At 69.4% G+C, this 13,522-nt stretch carries 18 protein-coding genes; 10 read left to right on the top strand and 8 right to left on the bottom strand.

Going from position 1 to position 13,522, the window contains the following annotated elements; genetic code table 11:
- Positions 1 to 11: 11 nt before the first annotated feature.
- On the top strand, positions 12 to 1,217 hold the full coding sequence (locus QZH52_RS20365; RefSeq protein WP_436411611.1) for an ABC transporter substrate-binding protein: 1,206 nt from the start codon (positions 12 to 14) through the stop codon (positions 1,215 to 1,217).
- Positions 1,214 to 2,284: a xylose isomerase gene (locus QZH52_RS20360; RefSeq protein ID WP_301812426.1), complete on the top strand. Its 1,071-nt coding sequence runs from the start codon at positions 1,214 to 1,216 to the stop codon at positions 2,282 to 2,284. Before QZH52_RS20365 ends, QZH52_RS20360 begins: the two co-directional genes overlap by 4 nt.
- Here the strand turns inward: QZH52_RS20360 and QZH52_RS20355 are convergent, their stop codons facing one another.
- Genes QZH52_RS20355 through QZH52_RS20345 form a run of 3 tightly spaced genes read right to left on the bottom strand, consistent with a single transcriptional unit; the run spans position 2,285 to position 4,924 of the window.
- Positions 2,285 to 3,067 carry a TetR/AcrR family transcriptional regulator gene (locus tag QZH52_RS20355; protein ID WP_301812425.1) on the bottom strand — a complete coding sequence of 261 codons (783 nt, stop codon included), beginning with the start codon at positions 3,065 to 3,067 and terminating at the stop codon, positions 2,285 to 2,287.
- A gap of 16 nt (positions 3,068 to 3,083) precedes the next feature.
- Positions 3,084 to 3,566, bottom strand: a complete 483-nt coding sequence (locus QZH52_RS20350; protein WP_301812424.1) for a RidA family protein — start codon at positions 3,564 to 3,566, stop codon at positions 3,084 to 3,086.
- Complete coding sequence (locus tag QZH52_RS20345) at positions 3,566 to 4,924, bottom strand: NAD(P)/FAD-dependent oxidoreductase (RefSeq protein ID WP_301812423.1); 1,359 nt, start codon at positions 4,922 to 4,924, stop codon at positions 3,566 to 3,568. The genes QZH52_RS20350 and QZH52_RS20345 overlap by 1 nt, the downstream gene beginning before the upstream one ends.
- A gap of 160 nt (positions 4,925 to 5,084) precedes the next feature.
- On the opposite strand from QZH52_RS20345, the gene egtB reads away from it, so the two are divergent.
- From egtB to QZH52_RS20320, 5 genes are all read left to right on the top strand, one after another.
- Complete coding sequence (egtB, locus tag QZH52_RS20340) at positions 5,085 to 6,332, top strand: ergothioneine biosynthesis protein EgtB (RefSeq protein ID WP_301812422.1); 1,248 nt, start codon at positions 5,085 to 5,087, stop codon at positions 6,330 to 6,332.
- Positions 6,332 to 7,321, top strand: coding sequence for an L-histidine N(alpha)-methyltransferase (gene egtD, locus QZH52_RS20335; RefSeq protein WP_301812421.1), 990 nt, complete (start codon positions 6,332 to 6,334; stop codon positions 7,319 to 7,321). The genes egtB and egtD overlap by 1 nt, the downstream gene beginning before the upstream one ends.
- Before the next feature lie 38 nt (positions 7,322 to 7,359).
- Complete coding sequence (locus QZH52_RS20330; RefSeq protein WP_286522852.1) at positions 7,360 to 7,641, top strand: DUF427 domain-containing protein; 282 nt, start codon at positions 7,360 to 7,362, stop codon at positions 7,639 to 7,641.
- Entirely contained in the window at positions 7,638 to 8,378 is a 741-nt protein-coding gene (locus QZH52_RS20325) for a 2OG-Fe dioxygenase family protein (RefSeq protein ID WP_286536557.1), read from the top strand. The genes QZH52_RS20330 and QZH52_RS20325 overlap by 4 nt, the downstream gene beginning before the upstream one ends.
- A 111-nt stretch (positions 8,379 to 8,489) precedes the next feature.
- On the top strand, positions 8,490 to 8,936 hold the full coding sequence (locus tag QZH52_RS20320; RefSeq protein WP_286503925.1) for a universal stress protein: 447 nt from the start codon (positions 8,490 to 8,492) through the stop codon (positions 8,934 to 8,936).
- A gap of 6 nt (positions 8,937 to 8,942) precedes the next feature.
- Here QZH52_RS20320 and QZH52_RS20315 read toward each other — a convergent pair whose 3' ends face one another.
- The gene (locus QZH52_RS20315; RefSeq protein WP_301812420.1) at positions 8,943 to 9,581 is read right to left on the bottom strand and encodes an RluA family pseudouridine synthase; all 639 of its coding nucleotides are present in this window, start codon (positions 9,579 to 9,581) and stop codon (positions 8,943 to 8,945) included.
- Positions 9,582 to 9,712: 131 nt separating this feature from the next.
- Between QZH52_RS20315 and QZH52_RS20310 the strand changes: the two genes are divergently transcribed.
- On the top strand, positions 9,713 to 10,900 hold the full coding sequence (locus QZH52_RS20310) for an MFS transporter (protein ID WP_301812546.1): 1,188 nt from the start codon (positions 9,713 to 9,715) through the stop codon (positions 10,898 to 10,900).
- Between the two features lie 3 nt (positions 10,901 to 10,903).
- On the opposite strand, the gene QZH52_RS20305 is transcribed toward QZH52_RS20310, so the two are convergent.
- The 3 genes from QZH52_RS20305 to QZH52_RS20295 are packed head-to-tail and all read right to left on the bottom strand — an operon-like array spanning position 10,904 to position 11,609.
- Positions 10,904 to 11,185: a 2Fe-2S iron-sulfur cluster-binding protein gene (locus tag QZH52_RS20305; protein WP_286536559.1), complete on the bottom strand. Its 282-nt coding sequence runs from the start codon at positions 11,183 to 11,185 to the stop codon at positions 10,904 to 10,906.
- Complete coding sequence (locus tag QZH52_RS20300) at positions 11,182 to 11,466, bottom strand: VF530 family protein (protein WP_301812419.1); 285 nt, start codon at positions 11,464 to 11,466, stop codon at positions 11,182 to 11,184. Before QZH52_RS20300 ends, QZH52_RS20305 begins: the two co-directional genes overlap by 4 nt.
- A complete protein-coding gene (locus tag QZH52_RS20295; RefSeq protein ID WP_286522844.1) occupies positions 11,463 to 11,609 on the bottom strand; it encodes a hypothetical protein in 147 nt (48 codons plus the stop codon). Before QZH52_RS20295 ends, QZH52_RS20300 begins: the two co-directional genes overlap by 4 nt.
- A gap of 90 nt (positions 11,610 to 11,699) precedes the next feature.
- Here QZH52_RS20295 and QZH52_RS20290 point away from each other — a divergent pair, with 90 nt between their 5' ends.
- Both QZH52_RS20290 and QZH52_RS20285 read left to right on the top strand, forming a co-directional pair.
- Positions 11,700 to 12,215: a GNAT family N-acetyltransferase gene (locus tag QZH52_RS20290; protein WP_301812418.1), complete on the top strand. Its 516-nt coding sequence runs from the start codon at positions 11,700 to 11,702 to the stop codon at positions 12,213 to 12,215.
- 10 nt (positions 12,216 to 12,225) lie between these two features.
- Positions 12,226 to 13,131, top strand: a complete 906-nt coding sequence (locus QZH52_RS20285) for a DUF808 domain-containing protein (RefSeq protein WP_301812417.1) — start codon at positions 12,226 to 12,228, stop codon at positions 13,129 to 13,131.
- 24 nt (positions 13,132 to 13,155) lie between these two features.
- Here the strand turns inward: QZH52_RS20285 and QZH52_RS20280 are convergent, their stop codons facing one another.
- Positions 13,156 to 13,377 carry a hypothetical protein gene (locus QZH52_RS20280; protein ID WP_301812416.1) on the bottom strand — a complete coding sequence of 74 codons (222 nt, stop codon included), beginning with the start codon at positions 13,375 to 13,377 and terminating at the stop codon, positions 13,156 to 13,158.
- Between the last annotated feature and the right edge of the window lie 145 nt (positions 13,378 to 13,522).

Genomic DNA, 13,522 nt, shown 5'->3' with positions numbered 1-13,522 from the left:
AAATCCCCGCCATGAAGACCGCGCTTTCCGCATCCGCCCGCATGCTGGCGGCCTCTCTCTGCATCGCCGGCGGCAGCGCCGTCGCGCAGGCGCCGATCAAGATCGGCGAGATCAACAGCTACAAGGCCCTGCCGCAGAACCTGGTGCCCTACAAGCAGGGCTGGCTGCTGGCCCAGGAGGAAGTGAACGCCGCGGGCGGCGTGCTCGGCAGGAAGCTCGAAACGGTGTTTCGCGACGACAACGGCAATCCCGGCGATGCCGTGCGCATGGCGGAAGAGCTGCTGTCGCGCGAGAACGTCGACATCCTGGCCGGCGTCACGCTGTCCCACGTCGGGCTGGCGCTGGCCGACTTCGCCAAGCAGAAGAAGGTCTTTTTCCTGGCCTCGGGCCCCCTGAGCGACAAAGTCGTGTGGGACAACGGCAACCGCTACACGTACCGGCTGCGCTCGGGCACCTATGCGCTGGCCTCGTCGGTGATCGGCGAGGCCGCCAAGCTCGGCAAGAAGCGCTGGGCGGTGGTCTACCCCAACTACGAGTATGGGCAGGCGGCCGTGGCCGCCTTCAAGGAGGGCATGAAGAAGGCGCAGCCGGACATCGAGTTCGTGGCCGAGCAGGCGCCCCCGCTCGGCAAGATCGACGCCGGCGCGGTGGTGCAGGCCCTGGCCGACGCCAAGCCGGACGCGATCTTCAACGTGATGTTCGGCAGCGACCTCACCAAGCTCGCGCGTGAAGGCAAGACCCGCGGCCTGTTCGAAGGCCGGGAGGTCGTGAGCCTGCTGACCGGCGAGCCCGAGTACCTCGACCCGCTCAAGGGCGATTCCCCCGTCAACTGGATCGTCACGGGCTATCCCTACGCCAACATCGATACGCCGGAGCACAAGGCCTTCCTGGCCGCCTACCAGAAGAAGTACAACGACTATCCGCGCCTCAACTCGATCGTCGGCTACGCCACGGTGAAGGCCATCGCCGCCGGCATCCAGAAGGCCGGCTCGACCGATACCGAAAAGCTCATCGCCGCCTTCAAGGGGCTGCAGTTCGACTCCCCCTTCGGCCCGGTGGTGTTCCGGCCGCAGGACAACCAGTCGACGCTGGGCATCTTCGTCGGACGCACGGCGGTGCAGGACGGCAAGGGCGTGATGCCTTCGGGCAGCTATATCGACGGCGCGAAACTGCAGCCGCCCGAGGAGCAGATCCGCAAGCTGCGCAGCGCGCCATGAGTGCAGCCGCACGGACCCTGCCGCCGATCGGCTGCAATGGCCGGGGCGCGCAGGCCTCGTCGCTGGCGGCGGCGGTGTCGCTGGTCGAGCCGCCGATCGAGGCGCAGTTCAGCCTGGTGCGGGAGGCCGGCGTTTTCGACTTCTTCGATCGCCTGCCGCTGCCGGACCAGGTCGACGCCTACCTGCGCTGCATCGAGCGCTTCGGGCTTCCGGTGCACACCGCGAGCTGGTTCTATGCGCTGGGCCGCGACGAGCCCCTGCTGGCCGAGAAGCTTCGCCTGGCCTCGGCGATCGGTGCGGCGACACACAACATCATGCTGTACTGGCACGACGCGAGCGGCCGTCCGATCACCGACGACGAGGTGGTGGACTTCTACCTGCGCGCCTACGACCAGGGCATGGCGCTCGGCGTCGAACCGGCCTTCGAGCTGCACGTCAACATGTGGAGCGAGGACCCGCGCCGCATTGCTCCGGTGGCGCAGGCGGTGCAGCGCCGGGGCATTCCGTTCCACTTCACGCTCGACTACAGCCACGCGATCTTCAAGATCGGCAATCCGCGCGAGCTCGCGATCTGCGGGCTGACGCAGGATGTCGCCGACGGCCGTGCCGTGCTGGACCCTTTCCAGCGCGGCAACTTCGTCGACCAGTGGCTCGAAATGGGCATCGTGCGCTGGCTGCAGGTGCGCAGCGTGGCGCCGAACGGGCCGCGCAATCTCTGGTCGATCAACGACCCGGGGAACTCGGTCGCGGCCGTGCCCGTGCATTCGATCTTTCCTTACGCTGCCGGCGAACCGGGTCGCGGCATCCTCTACCCGTTCGCCGAGCCGGCGGCCGGCGAATGGCACTCGGACTGGCAGCCGGAGGCGCTGGCATGCACGCGCGAGGTGGTTCGCAAGGTGCTCGACCACCACCGCGCCCACGCTGATTCGCCGTTGCGCTGGATCACGACGGAGATGATCAACCTGCCCGACTACGCGCACAACGCGCGCTTCTCGCTGATCGGCCAGAACGCGGCCATCGCAGGCTTCGTTCGCGACACCTGGGCGGCGTCGGCGCCGGGCTGCTGATCACTTCTTGTCGGCTGCGGCGGGCTTGCGCCGGGTCTTGGGCGCTGCAGTCGCCGGCAGTGGGGCGTCGCGCTTCGCGAGCATGCTGAGCACCACGTCACAGATGTGCTTGCGCCATGCTGCGCGCCGCGGCCGGCTCATCAGGTCGGCGCCGATCCAGCTCGAGCAGGTGTACTGGTTCGACACGTAGAAGAAACCGAGCGACATGATGGTCATGAGCACGTGCTCGGACGACACGTCGTGCCTGAACACGCCCTGGGCCTGGCCGCTCCTGAGCAGCGTCTCGACCATCTCCACGAGCGGGAGCGTGGTGCGCTCCAGGTGCGCCGACTGGCGGATGTGCCTGCCGTGCAGCAGGTTCTCATTCATGAGGAGGCGCACCAGGTGGGGGTGGGACTGGTAGTGGTCCCAGGAATGCATCACCAGCTGTCGCATGCCTTCGACCGGATCGTCCGGCGTCACGAACTCGCGTTGGGCAGCGATCATGTCTTCGTAGATCTTCGCCAGCACGGCCTGGTAGAGCCTTTCCTTGTTGCCGTAGTAGTAGTACAACATCCGGTCGACGGTTCCGGCTGCGGCGCTGACGCGCTCGATGCGAGCGCCGGCGAAGCCGTGTTCGGAAAACTCCTCGATCGCGGCCGCGAGGATGCGGGTCTCGAGCAGATCCGAGTGCTCGCGCCGAGCGCGCCGGCGCGTCGGGCCGCCTTCGGCCGGTGTCGGCGGGTCGTCCGCCGGTGCCGCGGACCGGGCGTTGCGGGCGGTGGAAGAAGATCGTTCTGGCACGTGGAAGACGCTCCGTTTATTCGAAATCGACCTCGGCCTCGATCTCGACCGGGATGTCGAAAGGCAGTTCGGCCAGGCCGACCGCGCTGCGGGCGTGGGCCCCGGCCTCGGGGCCGTAGAGATCGAGGATCAGGTCCGAGAAGCCGTTGATCACGGCCGGCATGCGGTTGAAGCCGGCCGCGGCGTTGACCATGCCGAACACCCGCACCCAGGCGGTGACGCGGTCGAGGTCGCCCAGGGCGCGCTGCAGGCTGGCAAGGATGCCGAGCCCTGTCAGGCGTGCCGCTTCATAGCCCTGCTCGACGCTCAGTTCGCGCCCGACCTTGCCCAGCGGCAGGGCCAGTCCGCCGTCGCTGGCGGTCGGGCCGTGGCCCGATATCAGCGCCCGCCGGCCGACCAGCCGGACCCACGGGAAGGGCAGCACCATCCCGGGCGGCAGCCGGGCGGGCGGCGGCAGCGACAGGCCGAGGTCCTGGAGTTTCTGCTCGATGCGTGCCATCAGTCTTTCCCCTTGGCGCGGACGTCCGCCACGACCCGCGCATAGCGCTGGAAGCTCCAGTAGGCGCTGGCCCAGTCCATCAGCACCACGAAGCGGTTGCGGAAACCGATCAGGAAGTAGATGTGCGCGAACAGCCAGAACAGCCACGCCAGCTTGCCCGAAAAGCGCAGCGGCCCGAACGGGCTGCCGAGGTCGACCACGGCCGAGTTGCGGCCGATGGTGGCGAGATTGCCGTAGTCGCTGTATCGGAAGGGCTCGGTCGGCTGGCCTGCGATCCGGCGCAGGATGTTCGAGGCCGCGGCGCGTCCCATCTGCTTGGCGCCGGGCGAGACGCCGGGCACGGGCGTCGGCTCTTTGCCGGGCTGGTGGCTCATCGCGGCCGCCAAGTCGCCGACCACGCTGATGTCGGGCCGGCCCGGCAGGCTCAGGTCGGGCAGGACCTTGACCCGGCCGGCGCGGTCGGTCTCGGCGCCAGTGGCCGCGGCCAGCATCCGGCCGAGCGGCGAGGCGGCGACGCCGGCGGCCCAGATCACGCAGCCGCAGTCGATGCGGTGGCTGCCGAGGCCGGCGCCGCCATCGCTGAACGGGGAGGCGATCTGCAGCCCGGTGCCGTCGATCGCGGTGACGCGGGCGTTGAGGCGGACCTGGACGCCGAGCTTCTGTAGCTGTTCCAGCGCGCGCTGGCTCAGCGACTCGGGCATCGCCTGCAGCACCCGCGCGCCACCCTCGATCAGCAGCACCTCGGCGCTGCTCGGGTCGATGTGGCGGAACTCGCCTTCGAGGGTATGGCGGGCGATCTCGGCCAGCGTGCCGGCCATCTCGACGCCGGTCGGGCCGGCGCCGATGACCGCGAAGGTCAGCAGCGCGCGCCGCCGCACCGGATCGGTCTCGACCTCGGCCGCCTCGAAGCTCACCAGCACGCGGCGGCGGATCTCGAAGGCGTCGGCCAGGGTCTTGAGGCCCGGTGCCATCGGTTCCCAGGCGTCGTTGCCGAAGTAGCTGTGGGTGGATCCGGCGGCAACGATCAGGTGGTTCCAGCCCAGCTGGCTGCCGTCGGCCAGTTGCACCTTGCGGGCCGCGGGATCGATCTGCGTCACCTCGCCGAGCAGCGTCGTCACGTTGGAATGGCCGCGAAACAGCACCCGGATCGGTGCCGCGATGGACGGCGCCGCCAGGCCCGCGGTGGCCACCTGGTAGAGCAGCGGCTGGAACAGATGGTGGTTGGTCTTGTCGACGATCGTGATGTCGACGTCGGCCTTCTGCAGCTTGCGCGCCGCCTCGAGGCCGCCGAAGCCGCAACCGACGATGAGGACATGGGGGCGACCGGAAGCCGGGGCCGTCGGCAGGGGGATGCTCATCCACCGGATGATACGCAGGGACCGGGTCGGAACCGGGCTGGCAGGCGGGAGCGAGTTGTGCCAAAGTGGCGCGTTCCGGTCAGCGCGCAGGCGCGACCTCGTCCTACGGCGTCTCCCCGCCTGCATCGGCTAGAAACACCCAAGTCAAACTGGAGACCCCATGAACCTGATCCGGCCCAAGCTGCCGGCGGCAGAGGCGTTGCGCGAACTTTTCGAGGCCGTGCGCGCGCACAGCCTCGAACTGGCCGCCCCCCTGTCGGCCGAGGACCAGTGCATCCAGTCGATGCCCGATGCCAGCCCGACCAAGTGGCACCTGGCACACACCACCTGGTTCTTCGAGACCGTCCTGCTGCAGCCGCACGCGAGCGGCTACCAGGCGTTCGACCCGCGTTTCCACTATCTGTTCAATTCCTACTACGAGGCGCTGGGACCGCGCCACCCCCGGCCCCAGCGCGGCCTCCTGACGCGGCCCTCGCTCGACGAGGTGCATGCGTACCGGCGCCACGTCGACCGCGCGGTGCTGGCCCTGCTCGCGCACGCCGGGGAAGCCGACTGGGCGACCATCGAGCCGATCCTCACGCTCGGCCTGCACCACGAGCAGCAGCACCAGGAACTGATCCTCACCGACATCCTCCATGCGCTGTGGTGCAACCCGCTGCTGCCGGCCTACCGCGCGCCGGGCGGACCGGGGCTGCGGCTGGCATCGTCCCCGCCGCCGCTGAACTGGCTGGCGCGCCCCGGCGGCGTCGCCGAGGTCGGCCACGTCCAGGGCGGCTTTGCCTTCGACAACGAGATGCCGCGCCACCAGGTCCTGCTGCGCCCCCATGCGATCGCCGACCGGCTGGTGAACTGCGGCGAGTTCGCACAGTTCGTCGCCGACGGCGGCTACCAGCGGCCCGAGCTCTGGCTGTCCGACGGCTGGGCCGCGGTGCAGGCACAAGGCTGGCGCGCACCGGCCTACTGGCTGGCGGCCGACGACCCGCGGCTGGCGCACGAAGGCGTGCCGGGCGGCTGGCAGGTGTTCGGCCTGCACGGGGTGCGGCCGCTGGAACCCGAGGCGCCGGTGGCGCAACTGAGCTTCTTCGAGGCCGCGGCCTACGCCGAATGGGCTGGCGCGCGGCTGCCCACCGAGTTCGAATGGGAAGCCGCGCACGACGCGCCCGACATCACGCAGATGAGCGGCCAGGTCTGGCAATGGACCCGTTCTTCGTACGATCCCTACCCGGGCTTCCGGCCGCTCGCAGGCGTCGCGGCCGAATACAACGGCAAGTTCATGGTCGGCCAGCTGGTGCTTCGCGGCGGCAGCGTCGCGACACCCCCGGGGCACACGCGGCCCAGCTACCGCAACTTCTTCCCGCCGGCCGCACGCTGGCAGTTCTCAGGGCTGCGGCTCGCGAAAGACCTCTGATGGGCACTCCGGCATTCAACCTTCATGCGTTCCGCGCCGCGCAACGCGCCGCGCCCCTGTCCGACTTCGCGCGCGAGCTGTTCGCCGGCCTGAGCCTCGACGCCCGCAGCATCTCGCCGAAGTTCTTCTACGACGTCGCGGGCTCGGCCCTGTTCGATCGCATCTGCGAACTGCCCGAGTATTACCCGACGCGCACCGAGCTGCGCATCCTCACCGAATGCGCCTCGGAGATCGCCGCCCAGATCGGTCCCGATGCCGAGATCATCGAGTTCGGCGCCGGGTCGCTGACCAAGGTGCGGCTGCTGCTCGACGCGCTCGAGTCGCCGCGGCGCTATGTGCCGATCGACATCTCGGGTGCCCATCTCGAGGCCGCGGCCGAGCGGCTGCGCACCGACTATCCGCGGCTGGCGGTGCAGCCGGTGGTGGCCGACTACACCATGCCGCTGGTGCTGCCGCCGGGGCGCGGTAATGGCGCCGGCCAGCGCGTCGGTTTCTTCCCGGGCTCGACGCTGGGCAATTTCTCGCCCGACGAGGCGCTGGCCTTCCTGCAGCTCGCGCACCGGCTGCTGCGCGGCGGCGGCCTGCTGCTGGGCGTCGACCTGGTCAAGGATCCGGCGCTGCTGCACGCCGCCTACAACGACGCCCAGGGCGTCACGGCGGCCTTCAACCTCAACCTGCTGCGGCGCGCCAACACCGAGCTCGGCTGCGACTTCGATCTCGACGGCTTCACGCATGCGGCCTTCTACAACTCGCCGCTGCGGCGCGTCGAGATGCACCTGGTGAGCCGCCGGGCGCAGGCGGTGATGCTCGACGGCCAGCGATTCCAGTTCGACGAGGGCCAGACGCTGCACACCGAGAACTCGCACAAGTTCACCGTCGAGGGCCTGCGCGCGCTGGCCGTCAAGGCGGGCTTCCGGCCGGCGGCGGTGTGGACCGATCCCGAGCGGCTGTTCAGCGTCCACTGGTTGCAGGCGCCCGCGGCACAATAGGGCGCTGCCCCCGTTGTGGCGGGCACCGGAGAAACTTGATGAAAGCAGTTTGGAACGGCGTCACCGTGGCGCAGAGCGACGACACGGTGCTGGTCGAAGGCAATCACTACTTCCCCATGGATTCGCTCAACCGCGACCATGTGACCTTCAGCAATCACAAGACCACCTGCGCCTGGAAGGGCACGGCGAGCTATTTCTCGCTGCTGGTCAACGGCGAGCTGCATGCCGATGCGGCCTGGTACTACGCAGATCCCAAGCCCGAGGCCGAAATGGTCAAGAACCGCGTCGCCTTCTGGAAGGACGTGAAGGTGACGGAGTGAGCCTTGCGTTCAGTCCCCCCTTCACACCGCCCGACCGACTCGTTCCCACCCTGCGCCAGGACGGCTATGCGGTGCTGAGCCCGCAGGGCGTCGCCGACTGGCTGGGTACGCCGCTGGCACAGCTCGAAGCCCTGCACGACGACTGGTCCCATCTGCCGCCTGACGACTACCTGAAGGACGGCGGCCGCTATCGCACGCGCCGCCATGCCTGCTTCACGGTCGACGGCGCGACGCTCGAGCAGGCGCCCCACCGCGCCCACTGGCAACCAGTCGAATACAACGCCTTGCACGGCGGCATGCAGCGCTGGTTCGCGCCGATGGAGGCCGCGACCGTGGCGCAGCCGGCCTGGCAGCAGCTGATGCGCAGCCTCGGCGAGGTGGCCAGCGGCGTGCGCGGCACGCAGCGCTGGTATGTCGAGGCGCACCAGTTTCGCATCGATACCGCCGACGGCATCGGCCGCCCGACGCCCGAGGGCGCCCACCGCGACGGCGTCGACCTGGTGGCGGTGGCGCTGGTCGGGCGCCACAACATCAAGGGCGGCGAGACCCGCGTGTTCGAGGCCAGCGGGCGGCGCGGCGAACGCTTCACGCTGACCGAGCCGTGGACGCTGCTGCTGCTCGACGATGCCCGGGTGATCCACGAGTCGACGCCGATCCAGCCCTTGATCGAGGGCGAGGCCGGCTGGCGCGACACGCTGGTCGTCACCTGTCGCAGCGGCGGTTTCCAGGGCGATTGACGCCAGCGTTCCCGCTCCGCAGTCGTCCTACAACCGATGGCCGTGCCTTGGATGTAAATTCGAGGCCCGGTTCGAGCGAACGAGCCCTGTAGAGAACCAAAGAGGTCCGCCATGTTCAATCACATCCTGGTCCCGATCGACGGGTCCGACACCTCCATGCTCGCGGTCAGCAAGGCCAGCGGGCTGGCGCTGGCGTTCGGCAGTCGCATCACGCTCATCCATGTGGTGGACAACTACCCCTTCATCGGCGTCGGCGCGGACTATGCGCTGGGCCAGAACGAATACCTCGCGGCCGCCACCAGCAGCGCCAACGCGGCGCTGGCACGCGGCGTCGCGGCGCTGGCCGCCGAAGGCCTGCACAGCGACCAGCGCGTAATCGACGGCCATGTGGTGCACGAAGGCATCGTCGACACCGCGATCGCGATCGGTGCCGACCTGATCGTCATGGGTTCGCATGGGCGCACGGGCATCGAGAAGCTCCTGCTGGGCAGCGTCACGCAGCGCGTGCTGCAAGACGCCAAGTGCCCCGTGCTGGTGGTCCGCGGCGACCTCCACTGAAGGCCCTCAGGCGAACGGCAACGGACTTTCGAATCGGAGCGCCCGGCCGTCGGCCGGGTGGTGCAGCGCGAGCGTGGCCGCGTGCAGCAGCAGGCGGGGCGCGCGCTGCCGGATCTCCTCGCTGCCGTAGAGCGCGTCGCCCAGGATCGGGTGCCCGATCGACAGCAGGTGCACACGCAACTGGTGACTGCGCCCGGTCAGGGGCTCCAGCCACAGGTGGCTGGCCCGGCGTTCGGGAAGCAGCCGCTTCACGCGCCAGCGCGTCTGGCTCGGCTTGCCCGACGGATCGATCTTCTGCAGCGGCCGGCGCGGCCAATCGGCCGCCAGCGGCGCGTCGATCAGCGACCATTCCGGCGACGCCGGCAGCAGGCCGTCGACGATCGCTTCATAGCCCTTGCGCACCTGCCGGGCCGCGAACGCATCGCCGAGCAGGCGCTGCATCTGCGCACTGCGCGCCATCAGCACCAGGCCGCTGGTCGCCATGTCGAGCCGGTGAACCACCCGCGCGTCGGGCCATTGGCGCTGGGCCCGGGCACTGAGGCAGTCCTGCTTGTCCTCGCCGCGGCCGGGCACGCACAGCAGTCCGGCGGGCTTGTCGAGCACCAGCAGGTGCGGGTCTTCGTGGATCGGCTGCAGTTCGGTCATCGGGAGGCCGAGTCTAGGCTCGGCGACGAGGAGGCCGAGTCTAGGCTCGGATATCCTCGACCCCGATGTCCGCCGCCTCCGAACCCGTCCTCCGACCGAGCTTTTCCGACCTGACGAGCGAGCGGCCCTTCATGCGGCTGTGGTCGGCGCGGCTGTTCGGCACGGCCGCCAGCCAGATGCTGCTGGTGGCGATCGGCTGGCACATGTACGACCTCACCGGCAGTGCCTGGGATCTGGGGTTGGTCGGTCTCTACCAGTTCGTGCCGGCCCTGCTGCTGGCGCTGCTCGCCGGCCATGTGGTCGACCGGCACCATCGCGGCCGCATCGTGGCCGCCTGCTTCGGGGTCCAGGGCGCGGTGGCGCTGGTGCTGCTGCTCGCGGTGCAGGCCCGGCACGACACGCGCGGCCTGCTGCTCGCCCTGTCGCTCGTGCTCGGCGCCGTCCGTGCCTTCCAGATGCCGGCGCAGCAGGCGCTGACGCCGCTGCTGGTGTCACCCATGATGCTGCCGCGCGCGATGGCCTTCAGCTCGGCCGGCATGCAGGGCGCCATCATCGGCGGGCCGGCGCTGGGCGGGCTGCTGTTCGTGGCCGGCATGGGCGTCGTCTACGGGGTCGCTGTGGCCTTCTTCGTGGTGGCGGCCGCGCTGGTGCTGCGGCTGCGCTATGCCCACCTGCCACCGGCGCGCGAGCCCGTCACCCTGCGCACCGTGCTGGCCGGCGTCGACTTCATCTGGAAGCGCAAGCCGGTGCTGGGCGCGGTCTCGCTCGACCTGTTCGCGGTGCTGCTCGGCGGCGCGGTCGCGCTGCTGCCGATCTATGCCAAGGACATCCTTCACACCGGGCCGTGGGGCCTCGGGCTGCTGCGCGGTGCGCCGGCGGTGGGTGCGCTGGCCATGTCGATCCTGCTGACGCGGCGGCCGGTCGAGCGGCACGTGGGCCGCACGCTGCTGCTGGCGGTGGGGCTGTTCGGCGTCTGCATGGTGGTGTTCGGCCTCTCGCGCAGCTTCACCGTGTCGCTGGTCGCGCTGGCGGTCTCCGGCGGCGCCGACATGGTCAATGTCGTGATCCGGCAGACCCTGGTGCAGCTCGAGACGCCCGATGCCATGCGTGGCCGCGTCAGCGCGGTCAACTCGATCTTCATCGGCGCCAGCAACCAGCTCGGCGAGTTCGAATCGGGCGCCACCGCGGCCTTGCTGGGGCCCGTGGGCTCGGTGGTGGCGGGCGGCGTCGGCACCGTGCTGGTGGCGCTGGCCTGGTTCAGGCTCTTTCCGTCGCTGGCGCAGCGCGACCGGATCGTCCGTCAGTCGGGGGCGGCGTGAAGCTTAGAAGACGGAGAACGCGTACGGCACGTCGAGCACGACATTCCCCACCGGCTCAGCCACGCACGGCAGGATCCAGCCCTCGGCCTTCTCGTCGACGCTGACGCCGGGCCACTCGATGCGATAGCGGATCTCGCCGCTCACGAGCCGGCACAGGCAGGTGCGGCAGGTGCCGTTGCGGCACGAACTCGGCAATTCGATGCCGGCGGCATCGGCGGCCTGCAGCAGCGTCTGGCCGGCGTCGCAGTCGAAGCTGAAGCCGCCAGGCTGGATCTCGGCCTTCATTCGGGCCGCTGCGCCGCCGACTGCTGGCGGCGCTGGTCGCGCAGCATGAAGAGGTACAGGCTCTCGACCTTCTCGCGCGCCCAAGGCGTCTTGCGCAGGAACTTCAGGCTCGAGGCCACGCTCGGGTCGCTGGTGAAGCAGCGCAGCGGAATGCGCTCGCCCAGGCCGGCCCAGCCGTAGTGCGCCGCCAGCGCGGTCACGATGGCTTCCAGCGTGAGGCCGTGCAGGGGATTGCGCGGCTGCTTCGACGCGGCCGCGCCCGGAGCGGGCGCCTGGCTCACTTGTTCTTGAGCTTGCCGCGCGGAATCACGGCCGTGGTGATGGTGCGCACCGGCTCGATGGCGGCGCCCGGCGGCTTCGGCGGCGAAGTGTCCTTCTTCGGTTTCTTGGCTTCCTTGGTGCTGCGCTGCTGACTCTTTGCCATGGTTTTCTCTCCGGAATAGATGCGAATTGCGTCGGTCAGTTTAGCGGGGCGGCGACAATAGGCTGCTTCACCGTTCCGTTTCCCGCATTCATGTCCGACTACGAAGTTCGCCCCGCCACCCTGCGCGATGCCAAAGCCATCGCCGAAGTCCACGCCGCCGCCGCCCGGGCCGCCTATGAAGGCATCCTGCCCGAGGACGAATTGCGCGCGCTGGCGCCTGCCACCCGCGAAGCCAAGTGGCGCGAGGCCATCGAATTCAGCGAGCCGCAGGTGCAGGTCGCGGTGCTCGATGGCGAAGTGGTCGGCTTCGTCGGCTTCGACCGCTCGCGCGATGCCAAGACGCCTTCGACCACCGGCGAGATCTGGGCCATCTACGTCCTGCCCGAGCACTGGGACAAGGGCGTCGGCGTCGCCCTCTGGGACGCCGCGCGCGACGGCCTCGAGGAAGAGGGCTGCACCGTGGTCACGGTCTGGGTGCCGCTGCGCAACGATCGCGCGATGCGTTTCCACGAACTGGCCGGCTTCAAGCGCGAGATGAAGACCGCCAAGACCACGGCCATCGGGAGCGTGAAGATCGAGGAGATCCGCCTCAAGCGCAACGTCTAGCGCCCGCGCGATGGCCTCCAGCCTGCTGCTGCTGCTCGACGACATCGCGACGGTGCTCGACGATGTCTCGGTCCTGACCAAAGTCGCTGCCAAGAAGACCGCCGGCGTGCTCGGCGACGACCTGGCGCTCAATGCGCAGCAGGTATCGGGCGTCAAGGCCAACCGGGAACTGCCCGTGGTCTGGGCGGTCTGCAAGGGATCCTTCGTCAACAAGGCGATCCTGGTGCCGGCGGCCCTGGCCATCGGCAGCTGGCTGCCATGGCTGGTGACGCCGTTGCTGATGGTCGGCGGCGCCTTCCTGTGCTTCGAGGGTTGCGAGAAGCTCGCCCACAAGTTCCTGCACAAGGATGAGCACGCGCAGGACACGGCACGGCACGAGCGGGCCGTGGCCGACGAGAGCGTCGACATCGCCGCGGTCGAGAAGCAGAAGGTCAAGGGCGCGGTGCGCACCGATTTCATTCTTTCGGCCGAGATCATCGCGATCACGCTGGGGACGGTGCAGGGTCAGCCCTTCCTGACCCAGCTCACGGTGCTGGTCGGCATCGCGCTGATCATGACCGTCGGGGTCTACGGGCTGGTCGCCGGCATCGTCAAGCTCGACGATGCCGGCCTGTACCTGAGCCAGCGCCAGGGCGCGGGCTCGCGCGCCATCGGCCGCGCCATCCTGGCTGCGGCCCCCTGGCTCATGAAAGGGCTATCGATCGCCGGCACCGCGGCGATGTTCCTGGTCGGCGGAGGCATCCTGGTGCACGGCGTGCCGGCGCTGGGCCATGCGCTCGAGGCCTGGGCGGTGCAGTTCGGCGGCTTGCTGGGCGGCCTGGCCTCGATGGGCGCCAATGCCGCGGTCGGAATCGTCGCCGGCAGCATCGTGCTGGCCGGGGTCGAAGGGGTGAAGAGGGTGCGCCGGACCCGCTGAGCCAGGCCGCCCGCGAGCTTTCTTTCAGCGGTCCTGGCCCCGGGCCCGCTGCACCAGGGCCACAACCACCAGCGCGACGCCTAGCACCAGCGCGAACCAGCCCACCACAGAGGCCCCGCCGACCGTCTCGCGCCAGCCGGGCGAACTCAGGAAGTGGGGCGCGATCAGCACCGCGGCGCCAATGAGGATGCACAGCACGCCGCGCTCGATCATGCGCGGGTTGCGGGAGGGTCGTCTGGAAGCCATCGTACAAGTGTAGGCCGCCGGCGGGCTGTCACGGCGATGTGACAGCGGCCGGCCCAGCGCCGGCGCAGCCCCGATTCAGTGCCAGTTCGCTGTTAGGCACGGTGAATGCTGGGATCACTGCTATCTGAACCATAGCGTTGTTAAT

This window comes from Variovorax ginsengisoli (assembly GCF_030486595.1).
GTDB classification, from domain to species: Bacteria; Pseudomonadota; Gammaproteobacteria; order Burkholderiales; family Burkholderiaceae_C; genus Variovorax; species Variovorax ginsengisoli_B.
The sequence above is the reverse complement of the archived record's forward strand: the minus strand, read 5'-3'. Positions and strand labels throughout refer to the sequence as shown.